Annotated in this window: 12 protein-coding genes; 8 read left to right on the forward strand and 4 right to left on the reverse strand. The window is 63.5% G+C overall.

Going from position 1 to position 11,734, the window contains the following annotated elements; translation table 11 throughout:
- Positions 1-2 precede the first annotated feature (2 nt).
- Positions 3-1,841, forward strand: coding sequence for an ATP-binding response regulator (locus NCS67_RS15895; protein WP_250435678.1), 1,839 nt, complete (start codon positions 3-5; stop codon positions 1,839-1,841).
- Here NCS67_RS15895 and NCS67_RS15900 read toward each other — a convergent pair.
- Both NCS67_RS15900 and NCS67_RS15905 read right to left on the reverse strand, forming a co-directional pair.
- Positions 1,838-2,692: a helix-turn-helix domain-containing protein gene (locus NCS67_RS15900; protein ID WP_250435680.1), complete on the reverse strand. Its 855-nt coding sequence runs from the start codon at positions 2,690-2,692 to the stop codon at positions 1,838-1,840. The genes NCS67_RS15895 and NCS67_RS15900 overlap by 4 nt on opposite strands.
- 158 nt (positions 2,693-2,850) lie before the next feature.
- Positions 2,851-3,120 carry a hypothetical protein gene (locus NCS67_RS15905; RefSeq protein WP_033536125.1) on the reverse strand — a complete coding sequence of 90 codons (270 nt, stop codon included), beginning with the start codon at positions 3,118-3,120 and terminating at the stop codon, positions 2,851-2,853.
- Positions 3,121-3,316: 196 nt separating this feature from the next.
- Between NCS67_RS15905 and NCS67_RS15910 the strand changes: the two genes are divergently transcribed.
- A complete protein-coding gene (locus NCS67_RS15910; RefSeq protein ID WP_160172889.1) occupies positions 3,317-3,481 on the forward strand; it encodes a hypothetical protein in 165 nt (54 codons plus the stop codon).
- A gap of 82 nt (positions 3,482-3,563) precedes the next feature.
- Here the strand turns inward: NCS67_RS15910 and NCS67_RS15915 are convergent, their stop codons facing one another.
- Positions 3,564-5,048, reverse strand: coding sequence for a Fic family protein (locus NCS67_RS15915; protein WP_250435682.1), 1,485 nt, complete (start codon positions 5,046-5,048; stop codon positions 3,564-3,566).
- Positions 5,049-5,265: 217 nt separating this feature from the next.
- Between NCS67_RS15915 and NCS67_RS15920 the strand changes: the two genes are divergently transcribed.
- From NCS67_RS15920 to lra1, 4 genes are read left to right on the forward strand one after another with little or no spacing between them, the layout of a single operon-like run.
- Positions 5,266-6,027: an SDR family oxidoreductase gene (locus NCS67_RS15920; protein ID WP_250435683.1), complete on the forward strand. Its 762-nt coding sequence runs from the start codon at positions 5,266-5,268 to the stop codon at positions 6,025-6,027.
- Between the two features lie 22 nt (positions 6,028-6,049).
- The gene (locus NCS67_RS15925; RefSeq protein WP_250435684.1) at positions 6,050-7,369 is read left to right on the forward strand and encodes an MFS transporter; all 1,320 of its coding nucleotides are present in this window, start codon (positions 6,050-6,052) and stop codon (positions 7,367-7,369) included.
- A gap of 29 nt (positions 7,370-7,398) precedes the next feature.
- A complete protein-coding gene (rhmD, locus tag NCS67_RS15930; RefSeq protein WP_008353545.1) occupies positions 7,399-8,577 on the forward strand; it encodes an L-rhamnonate dehydratase in 1,179 nt (392 codons plus the stop codon).
- A gap of 10 nt (positions 8,578-8,587) precedes the next feature.
- Positions 8,588-9,370, forward strand: a complete 783-nt coding sequence (gene lra1 / locus NCS67_RS15935; RefSeq protein WP_008353544.1) for an L-rhamnose 1-dehydrogenase Lra1 — start codon at positions 8,588-8,590, stop codon at positions 9,368-9,370.
- Here lra1 and NCS67_RS15940 read toward each other — a convergent pair.
- Positions 9,364-10,332, reverse strand: coding sequence for a LysR family transcriptional regulator (locus NCS67_RS15940; protein ID WP_008353543.1), 969 nt, complete (start codon positions 10,330-10,332; stop codon positions 9,364-9,366). The genes lra1 and NCS67_RS15940 overlap by 7 nt on opposite strands.
- Before the next feature lie 163 nt (positions 10,333-10,495).
- On the opposite strand from NCS67_RS15940, the gene NCS67_RS15945 reads away from it, so the two are divergent.
- Both NCS67_RS15945 and NCS67_RS15950 read left to right on the forward strand, forming a co-directional pair.
- Positions 10,496-10,810 carry an L-rhamnose mutarotase gene (locus NCS67_RS15945; RefSeq protein ID WP_250435685.1) on the forward strand — a complete coding sequence of 105 codons (315 nt, stop codon included), beginning with the start codon at positions 10,496-10,498 and terminating at the stop codon, positions 10,808-10,810.
- Between the two features lie 31 nt (positions 10,811-10,841).
- Positions 10,842-11,726, forward strand: a complete 885-nt coding sequence (locus tag NCS67_RS15950; RefSeq protein WP_250435686.1) for an amidohydrolase family protein — start codon at positions 10,842-10,844, stop codon at positions 11,724-11,726.
- Positions 11,727-11,734 lie beyond the last annotated feature (8 nt).

Raw genomic sequence — 11,734 nt, forward strand, 5'->3', positions numbered from 1 at the left:
GGATGGCCGTCATCCGCACCGAATCCCCGTTGCGCGCACACGCCGCGCGACCCTGGTTTCGCCGGCTCTGGTATGCGGCGCTGATCGCGCTCGCGGTCGCGCCGCCGATCGGCGCGGTCGGCTACATGCTGTATTCGGGTCTGGTCGCGCGCGAGACGCATCGGCTCGTTCTGCCTTACGACGTGTACTGGGACGCGGCGCAGTTTCAGATCGCGTACGCGCGCTTCGAAAATCACGTTCTGCTGTATCGCAATGGCATCGACGAGGACGCGGGGGGCGTGCGCGCGAGCTATCGGCTGCTGCGGGCGCGGCTCAGGCAGGTGTCGGAATCGGTGGGGGTGTCGGACGATCATCAGGCGCTGCTGAACCGGCAGCGCGAGATTCTGCGTCAGTTGCAAACGGCGCTCGATTCCATTCAAGGCGATATCGACGGATTGCAGAGCGAGCACCAGCGCACCCTGCGCGTGATCGGCGTATTGCGGCAGAACGCGCCCGTCGTCGCGGAACTGGCGGGCGGGCGTCGGCTGATGGATGTCGCGGAGCGCGAGGCGATCGTGCGCGATTTCGAGGCGAAGCGCCGCTATCTGATTTACGGCGGCGTGCTGCTCGGCCTGCTCTCGGCGGCGGCGACGATCCTGCTGCTCTTGAACGGCTATCGGCGCACGCGCCTTATCGAACAGCAGCGCGCGGCGCTGGCGGCGGAGCATCAGGCGACGCGCGCGGCGCGCGAGGCGGGCGTCGCGAAAGACACGTTCCTCGGCATGATCAGCCACGAGCTGCGCACGCCGCTGCATGCGATCGTCTCGTCGGTCGAATTGCTCGGGCTGAACGCGCGCGGCGACGCCGACCGCAAGATCATGCAGCGTCTGGAAGCGGGCGCGCGTCATCTCGAAGCGCAGATGCGCGATCTGACCGATTACGCGCGTCTCGGCGCGGGCAAGCTCGAACTGCGCATGGCCGTGTTCGATCCGGTCGAATTGCTCGAATCCATCGTCGATGCGAACACACCCGCCGCGAGCGCGAAGGGCCTGGCGTTGCGCGGCGATTATGCGGGCGAGCGCGGCCCGATCGAATCCGATCCGCATCGGGTGCGGCAGATCGTGACGAATCTCGTGACCAACGCGATCAAGTACACCGAAGCGGGTTCCATCGACGTGCATTTCGCGCGCACGGAGAAGCGCCTCGACATCTCCGTGATCGATACGGGGCCGGGCATTTCCCGCGAGCAGTTGCCGCTCATCTTCCAGGAATTCACGCAGCTCGATTCATCGAGCACGCGGCGCTTCGACGGCGCGGGAATGGGCCTCGCGGTCGTGCGCGGACTTGTCGAGCTGCTCGGCGGGAAGATCGAGGTTTCGAGCGAAGTCGGGCAGGGCGCGGCGTTTCGCGTGAGCCTGCCGGCGGTCGCGGCGCGTCATGTGCCCCGGCGTGAGCCGGAAGCCGATGCGCCCGAGTTGCGCAAGTCGCGCGTGCTCGTGATCGACGACCACGAGTCGATCCGCGATTCTCTGATCGAAATGCTCACGCATCTCGGCTATTACGCGGTCGCGCTGCCGGATGTCGACAGCGCGCTCGCGTGGCTGCGCGCGAACGACGCCGACGTGATCCTCGCGGACCTGCATATGCCGGGCAAGGACGGCTATTCGTTCGCGAACGAGTATCGTGCGCGCAGTGCGCCGGGCGCGAGCGTGCCGATCATCGCGGTGAGCGCGTACGCGCCCGAACTGGTGGATCCGAGCGCGGCCGTGCTGTTCTTCGACTATCTGCTGAAGCCGGTGCGCTACGAGGTGCTGAAGGGCGCGGTGCATCGCGCGGTGACGGTGCGCCGGCGCGTCAGCTAATTGCGCATCAGCCGCTTGGAGAGATCGGCGACGAGAATGCCGAGCCTCGCGGGCTTCTCGAAACACGTCGCGTTGTAGTCGCGGATGACCTGGCTGATTTCCGATTCGCTCGCCTTGCCCGTGGTGAGCTCGCCCGTCAGCACGAAAACCGGCGCGTCCGGATTGTCCGACTCGCGCACCGCGCGGATCGCATCCGCCGACGTATGCACGCCGAACAGCCAGTCGATCACGACGGCATCGAACACTTGCGTCTGCAGCGCTTCGAGGAACGCGTCGAGGCCGTAGAAGGCCATCGCCGCGAATCCGGTGGCTTCGAGATAGTCGTGCAGATTGTCGGCCGAGGCGTGATCGTCGTCGACCACGGCGATGATGGGTTTGTCGGTATCCGGCCGGCGCGGCTGGATTTCGATCTTGTGGACGTCGCTGGCTTCGTGCAGCAGCACGCCTTCGTGCTTGGTGACGATCCAGCGATTGTTGAGTTTCCGCGCGATGAAATCCGGACGGCTGCCCGCATCGAGCGCGTTGCCGACCCACGCCATGCAGGGAATTTCCACCGAACCGAGCTTGAGCACGGCGTCGTGCGCGGTGCCTTCGGTTTCGTCGGGGCGCGTGTTGATCGAATCGAAGAGCTTGAGCGCGGGTTCGTCGAAGGCATCGGCGACGCGGCGAATCTGCGCGAGCGTCCACGGACTGTTCCCGCGCAGTTTCCGGTGGCCCTGCGAGAAGCTCAGGTCGAGAATGCGGCACAGCTCCGCTGTCTGCTGACGCTTTCCGATGCCGTGACGGCCCATGAGTTCGCGCACGCGTTCAGCGACGGCGAGGGATTCCGATGAAGACGTTTCAGTGACCATACAGCCAGTCGGATGCGTGAGAGTGGGACCGCGAGGGGCGTGAATCGGCGCGGGCCGGGCAGCCCATGCGCGGCCGATCCGACATTGTAAATGGCGCAGGTCCGCGCGCTCAAAATTGTCTCGATGGAACTCATTGATTCTAGTGATGAAACATTCCGCTACGCGAGCGCCGATGCCAGCTCGCGCGTCGGCTTCGACATGGCGGGAATCTCGTCGAGCAAGGTCGAAAGCTGGCTTTCGGCATCGCGTCCGCTGAATTCGCGCAAGGTCGCGAGCAACGTCCGCCACGGCGCGGGCCAGCGGGTTTCGCGCACGCAGCGGCCATTCGCGTCGGTGATCCGCAGCAGCGTGGTGTCGGGGAAGTAGGTCAGCGTGACGGGCATTCCGTCCAGTACGCAGGTAGCGGTGCAGGCTTTCGGTGTGAACATGCTTTTCCAGGTTGATTCGGTGTCGGGATCGACGGCTGGTGCATTTAGCAACGGCCGTGCCTGGCACCACGATCCGGTGCGAATACGCACGCTCATCAAATCAAACAGGGTGAAAGTTCGCGAACATTGAACGGAGTATTGTCGATTTTCACGACAATTGGCGGCTTTACGCGGGATACACTGCGAGCATCATCGAATGGAGGTTGCCGTGCTCGTTGCTGCTTTCGTCATTTGCCCGCTCGGCGTGGCCGCGCTTTTCGGATTCGCGCTTTTTGCCGATAAGCATTTCAAGGATTCGGTCGCCATGCCGCGCGGCCACGTTTCCGGGATGGAAAGGCCCGAGCGCCGGCAAACGCACTGAGGGGCGAGGGAATCGAGATTTCTTCACGCCCAACGAGATATTTTGATTTTTGATGGATTTTTGGCGTTTGACTCGAGAAATCTTAACTTTCCGAGTCTGCCGCCCTGCTTGCGAACGCACCGTGCACCACTTCCTCGATTCGGTCGAGTACGGGGCGAGGAAGGTGCTGATACTGCTTCCTGCGATGCGCCGACAGGACCCCCTTGTTCGACTGAACCATCCGAATGAGCGCTGAAAGATCCTTTCGCGGCAAGTCGAACTCGTCGTTCAGTTGCGCAAAAGCGGCGTCGTAGCCCTGAAGCCACGCGATCTCGCGCGGAATTTCCTCGCGCACGGCCTCCTTGATCATCGCGTGCAGAAACGCGACTTCACGATCCGCGTTGAAGAACCGATACGCGCGGCTCGAAGGCGCACTCAGTACGAGCGGCTCCGTCTCTACGCGACGGTAATTCCACAGTCGCGTGACCGGGCGCGAGAACGCCGTCAGCACGGCGTGGTAAGCCGGAATGTTTCGCTCCATCACAGCCGACACCGGAATCACGGTATCCGCGCCTAGCACGCCCGAGCGCGCAAGCACGTGCTGGATGAGAAATCGATGCAGCCGGCCGTTGCCATCGAAGAACGGATGCAGATAAACGAAGCCGAAGGCCGCGCAGGCGGCCTTCACGAGCACATCGGGGCACCGTTTCCGATCGTTGACGAAGGCTTCCCAATCGGTCATCACGCGTCGAAGATCGTCAACCGGCGCGGGAAAGAAGTCGATCCGGCCCGCAGCGTCCTCCAGCCAGTTTTGTCTCGTCCGATACGACGCTTCCTGGCTATACACGTCCCGCACGATCACGTTTTGCAACTGCACCAGCCATTCTTCGTCGATCTTCGCAGGCTCGCCCGCGCGCTTCAGAAGCTGCACAAAACGCTCTTGCTTGTCGGAGCTGGGGGTTTCGGATTCGATCGCGTAGCTGCCGCGCGTCTCCGATAAATACAGAAAAGCGAGCGCGCGCTTGTACAGATCGGGGTCCTGCATCGCGTCGAGCGCGCTTTGCGCTTCCTGAAGCAGGTCTCTCAAGGGCGGATCGTCCGGAATCGCGGCGCGGTGCACGACCGGACAAAACCACGGCGTGCCCGGCGCGTTATTGCGCACGCGGTAGCGAGGCGAATTCACGGGCTGCGGCGCCGTGTAATAGACATCGGGCGCAAAGAGATCGACGTAACCGCCGCGGACGCTCACGCCCGCATCCAGTGCCTTGCCGGTCAGCCATTCCCACAGGAAACAGGCGCGGCGAATCTGCTCGCCGGAAGGCGTCGCGCGCAGACGGGCGATGAGTTCTTCCGGCTCGATATGCTCGAACGCGGCATCGATAATCTCGAGATTCACGCCTTCGTGGCGTAGCGCGAATTCCAAGTGACCGACGGGCGTATCGTCGAACGCCACGCTGTTTGGAAACAGAATATGGCTCTCGCTGTCGACGCGCCGGTTTACCGACGAACTGGCGTACGCCAGCCTCCGCGGCGGCGTTACGCGCAGTTCGCCGATGGCGATGAGTCGGGAATAACCGATCGGTGTCATCGAGATTTCTTAACGTTTATCGAGAAATTATAACTTTAGGCGCGTTTCCGCGATTTGTATCGAGAAATCTTAACCCCCGCCCGGTTCGACTCCGCCACCGATCCGCTTTTGCTATCGAACGATCGCCCTTTCGAATTGTTGCGCTATTGCCGCCGGACTATAGTGCCTCTCACGGCATGACCATCCAAAGCAACGAACAACGAAAGGAGACACATCCATGAACCGTATCGACCTGGCGAACCGCGTCGTGATCGTCACGGGCGGCGCGCGCGGCATCGGCCTCGCTGTGGCGGAACGCGCGCTGCAGTCCGGCGCCGAGGTATCGCTCTGGGATGTCGACGGCGAGCGCCTCGCCCGCACGAGCGCCGAGCTCGCGGCAAAGTACAGGGAGCGCAAAGTCAGCGACGCGGTCGTCGAACTGACAGAAGAATCCTCCGTCGATGCAGCCGTGAACAAGGCGCTGGCGGCGCACGGCAAGATCGACGTGCTCGTCAACAACGCGGGCATCACCGGTGGCAACGGCACGACCTGGGAACTCGCGCCCGACGTATGGCGGCGCGTGATCGATGTCAATCTGATCGGGCCGTACCTGACGTGCCGCGCCGTCGTGCCTCACATGCTGAAGTCGGGCTACGGGCGCATCGTCAATGTCGCGTCGATCGCGGGCAAGGAGGGCAATCCGAACGCGTCGCACTACAGCGCGTCGAAGGCCGGGTTGATCGGGCTCACGAAATCGCTCGGCAAGGAACTCGCGGGCAAGAACATCCTCGTGAACGCCGTCACGCCCGCCGCTGCCAAGACCGAAATCTTCGATTCGATGTCGCAGCAGCACATCGACTACATGCTCTCCAAAATTCCGATGAACCGCTTCCTGATGCCGGAAGAAGCTGCGTCGCTGATTCTGTGGCTCGCGTCCGAGGACTGCGCGTTCAGCACCGGCGCGGTGTTCGATCTGTCGGGCGGACGCGCGACGTACTGAAACGCATCATCGGGAGACTCACATGAACCATTCCGCACAGGCGGAAGGCGCGGTCACGTCGCGTGTCATGCGCCGGCTGCTGCCGTTTCTGCTGCTCATGTACGTGCTCGCGTTTCTGGACCGCGCGAATATCGGCTTTGCTCAAAAGGCGCTGCAGCAGGACACCGGCCTCACGAACGCCGCGTTCGCCTTCGGCGCGGGCGTGTTTTTCGTCGGCTATGCGATTTTCGAAGTGCCGAGCAATCTGCTGTTGCATCGCGTCGGCGCAAAGCTGTGGATGTGCCGGATCATGGTGACGTGGGGCCTCGTCTCCGCGGCGATGGCCTTCGCGCATAACGCCACGACGTTCTATACCCTGCGCTTCCTGCTCGGCGTGGCGGAGGCGGGCTTCTTTCCCGGCATCGTCTATTACCTCACGCGCTGGTTTCCGCAATCGTCGCGCGCGCGTGCGCTCGGCGTGTTCTATTTCGGCGCGCCGCTCGCGTTCATCTTCGGCGCGCCGCTGTCCGGTCTGCTGCTCGATCTGCACGGCGCGTTCGGCCTGAAAGGGTGGCAATGGCTCTTTCTGGTCGAAGGACTGCTCGCGTCGATCGTCGGCGTGTGGGCGTTCTGGTATCTCGACGACGATCCCGCGAAAGCCCGCTGGCTTACGCCCGATCAGCGCGCGCTGCTCGCCAGCCGCCTCGACGACGATGCGCGCGCGGCGTCGTCGCACGGACCGCGCAGTGTGCTCGCGTCGCTCGTCGATCCGCGCGTGCTCGTACTCTGTTGCGTGTACTTCCTGATTCAGGCGGCGGTGTACGGCGTCGTGTTCTATCTGCCGCAACAGGTGTCGGCGCTGCTCGGCACGAAAGTCGGATTTCGCGTGGGACTGGTGACGGCGCTGCCGTGGATGGCCGCCGTGATCGTGACGTGGATCGTGCCGCGCTACGCCGATCGCACCGGCCGGCATCGCGTGTGCGCGGTCGCGCTACTCGCGATGTCGGGCGTCTCGATCGCCGTGTCGGGCATCGCGGGATCGCCGGTCGTGTCGCTGATCGCGCTGTGCTGCGCGGCGAGCGGCTTCATCGCCGCGCAACCGCTCTTCTGGACCTTTCCGACGCGTTATCTCACGGGCGCGGCCGCCGCGGCGGGCATCGCGCTCATCAATTCGCTGGGCGGACTCGGCGGCTTCTTCGCGCCGATGGCCCGCACCGCCGCCGAAGCCGCGTTCCATTCGGCGAGCGCGGGGCTGATGGTGCTGGCGGGCGCGAGCGTGCTCGCGGCGCTTGTCATCGTCGTGCTGGTGCGCGTGCCCGAACGTCATTCGATTACGCGCGGCGAAACCGCCAGCGCATCCTGAACAGAAAGAACAGAGAAGGAGACGAACACATGTCCATGCCGACGATCAAGCAAGTACGCGCTTTCACCGTTCGCGGCGGCGGCGCCGATTACCACGATCAGGGCGCCGATCACTGGATCGACGATCACATCGCCACGCCGATGGCCCGCTATCCCGAATATCGCGCGAGCCGCCAGTCGTTCGGGCTGAACGTGCTCGGCTCGCTCGTCGTCGAGATCGAAGCGAGCGACGGCACCGTCGGCTTCGCGGTGACGACGGGCGGCGAGATCGGCGCGTTCATCGTCGAGAAGCATCTGGCGCGCTTTCTCGAAGGCCAGCGCGTGACCGACATCGAAAAGATGTGGGATCAGATGTACAACGCGACGCTGTATTACGGGCGCAAGGGCATCGTGCTCAACGCGATTTCGGGCGTCGATCTTGCGCTGTGGGATTTGCTCGCGAAGGTGCGCCGTGAGCCGGTGTTCCATCTGCTCGGCGGACCGGTGCGCGACGAGCTGCAGTTCTATGCGACGGGCGCGCGTCCGGATCTCGCGAAGGAGATGGGTTTCATCGGCGGCAAGATGCCCTTGCAGCACGGCCCGGCGGAAGGCGAGGAAGGGCTGCACAAGAACATTGCGAAGCTCGCGGACATGCGCGCGAAAGTCGGCGACGATTTCTGGCTGATGTTCGATTGCTGGATGAGCCTCGATCTCAACTACGCGAAGCGCCTCGCGAACGCGGCGCGCGAGCACGGCCTGAAGTGGATCGAAGAAGCGCTGCCGCCCGACGACTACTGGGGCTATGCCGAACTGCGCCGTTCCGTGCCGGGCGGCATGATGGTGACGACCGGCGAGCACGAAGCGACGCGCTGGGGCTTTCGCATGCTGTTCGAAATGGGTTGCGCGGATCTCGTGCAGCCGGATGTCGGCTGGTGCGGCGGCATCACGGAGCTCATCAAGATTTCGGCGCTCGCGGACGCGCACAACGTGCTCGTCGTGCCGCACGGTTCGTCGGTGTACAGCTATCACTTCGTCGTGACGCGTCATAACTCGCCGTTCGCCGAGTTTCTGATGATGGCGCCCAAGGCCGATCAGGTCGTGCCGATGTTCACGCCCTTGCTGCTCGACGAACCCGTGCCGGTCAACGGCCGCATGAAGGTGCCGGAGACGCCGGGCTTCGGCGTGCGGCTGAATCCGGAATGCGCGTTGACGCGGCCTTACACACACTGAGGGGCATCGCATGTTGCTGGAGAACAAGGTCGTCGTAGTGACGGGCGGCTCGCGCGGCATCGGCCGTGCGATCGCGCTCGCGAGCGCGCGCGAAGGCGCGGACGTCGCGATCAACTACTGGCGCGACAACGACACGTCTTACGGGAAGGCGTCGGCGGTGGAATCGATCGTCGGCGAGATCGAGGCGCTCGGGCGGCGCGCGATCGCGGTCGAAGGCAACGTCGCCGAGCGCGAAACCGGCATCGAACTGATCCGGCGCACGGTGGAAGCGTTCGGGCGCGTCGATGTGCTGTCGAGCAACGCGGGCATCTGTCCGTTTCACGCGTTCCTCGACATGCCGGCTTCTGTCTATGAAACCACGGTCGCCGTGAATCTGAACGGCGCGTTCTACGTCACCCAGGCCGCCGCGAACCAGATGAAAGCGCAGGGCACGGGCGGTGCGATCGTCGCGACGAGTTCGATCAGCGCGCTCGTCGGCGGCGGCATGCAGACGCATTACACGCCGACCAAGGCGGGCGTGCATTCGCTGATGCAATCCTGCGCGATCGCGTTGGGACCGTACGGCATCCGCTGCAATTCGGTGATGCCCGGCACGATCGCGACGGACCTCAACGCCGACGATCTCTCGAACGAGGACAAGCGCGCCTACATGGAAAAACGCATCCCGCTCGGACGTCTCGGCGCACCGGACGATGTCGCGCAGTGCGTCGTGTTTCTGGCTTCGGATCGGGCGCGCTATGTGACGGGCGCGTCCTTGCTCGTCGATGGCGGGCTGTTCGTGAACCTTCAGTGACGCGACGACGCCGAGTACTTGCGCAACAACGCGATGAAGTACTCGGCCGGTTCGCTCAAGGTTTCGAACTTGCGCCGCAACAAGCCGAATCCGGACAGGCTCTTGCCGATCTCGATCGGCAGTTCGATCAGCAATTGCGCGCGCAGATAGTCGCGCACGACTGATTCCGGCAGCATCGCGACGGCTTCGCTGTTTTGCAGCAGTTGCAGCGTCGCGAAGATCGACGCGCATTCGACGATATCGGCGGGCGTCGTCAGCCCGGCGCGCGCGAGTTCGTCTTCGAAGAGGCCGCGCGCGGGACTCGTGATCGGTTGCAGAATCCAGGGCCAGCCGACGAGCGTTTGCAGCTCAAGCGAAGCCTTGTCCGCCAACGGATGCCCCGCGCGCACGACAAGCCGCATCGCTTCGCGCGCGAGCGGCTCGAAGTCGAAATCGTTGTGCTGCAACGGCGTGGTGAGGCGTCCGAGCGCGAGGTCGACTTCGCGGCGATGCAGCAATTGCACAACCTGATCGCTCGTCTCGCCGAGAATGCGCACGTTCAGTAGCGGACGTTCGGATTTCAATTCGGTGACGGCCATCGCGAGCACGTCGGGCGCTGCGCCCATGATCGCGCCGACCGTCAGTTGACCGTGACCGCCGCGGCGCTTGGCGTCGAGATCGTCGGCGAAGCGCGTCAGGTCCGCGAGCGAGCGGCGCGCGTAAGCGAGCGCGGCGGTGCCGAGCGGCGTCGGCTGCATGCCGCGTGCATTGCGCTCGAAGAGCAGAAAGCCGAATGCTTCCTCGATGTCGGCGAGCATACGGCTCGCGCTCGGCTGCGCGACGTTGATCGCGTCGGCGGCCTGATGCAGATTGCGCGCGTCGTCGAGCGCGACGAGAAGGGCGAGATGCTTGAACTTCAGCCGATTGACGAGCGCGATCGGTGAAAGGCTGGACGACACACTTTGGGACACGTTCTGGTTCATTCGACAGTCCGCTCGGAACCGCGCGATGATACGGCGCAGCGATACGTTTTTGCGATCGGCCAATCCTGCAATCGGATTGTCGTGTTATCGGTCGGCGAATTATAGTCGCAGCACAACGAGTCCCGAACACAGGGATTCACCAAACATAAAAAGGCGGTCCGCCATGGAGACAGTGGCATTTCGCATGACCCTCAAGCCGGGCATGCGCGAGGAATACGAGAAGCGTCATCGCGAGATATGGCCGGAACCGGCCGATGCGTTGCGCGCCGCCGGAATCCGCGATTACCGGATCTTTCTGGACGACTCGAACGGGCATCTCTTCGCCATTTATCAGCGCACCGACACGCACACGACCGATGCGTTGCCGACGCTGCCCATCATGCGCAAGTGGTGGAACCTCATGGCCGAGTTGATGGACACGCACGCGGACAATTCGCCCGTGACGACGCCGCTCGTGCCGGTCTTTCATCTTCCCTGAAACGTTCGCCTCTTTCGCGAGGAACGCCATCATGCAGGTCGTCGATCCGCACATTCATTTGTGGGACTTGAAGACGCATCATTACCCGTGGCTTGCGAATCCGCAGACGTCGTTCGTCGGCGATGCGCGCGACTTGCAGCACGACTATCTGCTCACCGATCTGCTGCGCGATGCCGAAGACATCGAAGTGCTGAAGCTCGTGCACGTCGATGCAAATCACGATCCCGCCGATCCCGTCGAGGAAACGCGCTGGCTTCAATCGATCGCGGATATCGAAGGCATGCCGAACGGCATCGTCGCGGGCGCGGATCTGTCGGCGGATAACGCGCAGCAAGTGCTCGAAGCGCATGCGGCGTTCGCCAATACGCGCGGCATCCGCCAGATTCTCAACGTGCATGACAGCAAGCTCTACGACTACGTCGGGCGTCATTACATGCGCGAGCCGCAATGGCGCAGGCACTTCGGCTCGCTCAAGCGCTTCGGCATGTCGTTCGATCTGCAACTTTATCCATCGCAGATGGAAGAGGCGGCGCAACTCGCGCGCGAGCATGCGGATACGCAATTCATTGTCAATCATGCGGGCATGTTCGTGGATCGCGCATCGACGCAAGGTTATCGCGCGTGGCGCGACGGCATGCGCTTGCTGGCCGCTTGCCCGAACGTCGCGGTGAAGCTGAGCGGCTTTGCGATGTTCGATCACGGCTGGACTATCGAAAGCCTGCGTCCTTACGTGCACGAGACGATCGATACGTTCGGCGTCGAGCGCGCGATGTTCGCATCGAACTTTCCGGTGGATCGGCTGTTCGGCACGTACACGGCGTTGTGGAACGCGTATGCGCGCATCGTCGCCGACGCGAGCGACAGCGAGAAAGCAGCGCTCTTCGTGCGCAACGCGGAACGCATCTACCGCATCTGAGGAAAACG

Origin of the sequence: Caballeronia sp. ATUFL_F2_KS9A (genome assembly GCF_023630765.1) — a bacterium.
GTDB classification, from domain to species: domain Bacteria; phylum Pseudomonadota; class Gammaproteobacteria; order Burkholderiales; family Burkholderiaceae; genus Caballeronia; species Caballeronia zhejiangensis.

What these genes read in the sequence shown, in the direction of transcription:
- rhmD (WP_008353545.1), top strand. Translation starts at nt 7,399, where the DNA reads ATGTCCATGCCGACGATCAAGCAAGTACGCGCTTTCACCGTTCGCGGC.
- NCS67_RS15945 (WP_250435685.1), top strand. Translation starts at nt 10,496, where the DNA reads ATGGAGACAGTGGCATTTCGCATGACCCTCAAGCCGGGCATGCGCGAG.
- NCS67_RS15925 (WP_250435684.1), top strand. Translation starts at nt 6,050, where the DNA reads ATGAACCATTCCGCACAGGCGGAAGGCGCGGTCACGTCGCGTGTCATG.
- NCS67_RS15910 (WP_160172889.1), top strand. Translation starts at nt 3,317, where the DNA reads ATGGAGGTTGCCGTGCTCGTTGCTGCTTTCGTCATTTGCCCGCTCGGC.
- NCS67_RS15895 (WP_250435678.1), top strand. Translation starts at nt 3, where the DNA reads ATGGCCGTCATCCGCACCGAATCCCCGTTGCGCGCACACGCCGCGCGA.
- NCS67_RS15900 (WP_250435680.1), bottom strand. Translation starts at nt 2,692, where the DNA reads ATGGTCACTGAAACGTCTTCATCGGAATCCCTCGCCGTCGCTGAACGC.
- lra1 (WP_008353544.1), top strand. Translation starts at nt 8,588, where the DNA reads ATGTTGCTGGAGAACAAGGTCGTCGTAGTGACGGGCGGCTCGCGCGGC.
- NCS67_RS15950 (WP_250435686.1), top strand. Translation starts at nt 10,842, where the DNA reads ATGCAGGTCGTCGATCCGCACATTCATTTGTGGGACTTGAAGACGCAT.
- NCS67_RS15905 (WP_033536125.1), bottom strand. Translation starts at nt 3,120, where the DNA reads ATGTTCACACCGAAAGCCTGCACCGCTACCTGCGTACTGGACGGAATG.
- NCS67_RS15940 (WP_008353543.1), bottom strand. Translation starts at nt 10,332, where the DNA reads ATGAACCAGAACGTGTCCCAAAGTGTGTCGTCCAGCCTTTCACCGATC.
- NCS67_RS15915 (WP_250435682.1), bottom strand. Translation starts at nt 5,048, where the DNA reads ATGACACCGATCGGTTATTCCCGACTCATCGCCATCGGCGAACTGCGC.
- NCS67_RS15920 (WP_250435683.1), top strand. Translation starts at nt 5,266, where the DNA reads ATGAACCGTATCGACCTGGCGAACCGCGTCGTGATCGTCACGGGCGGC.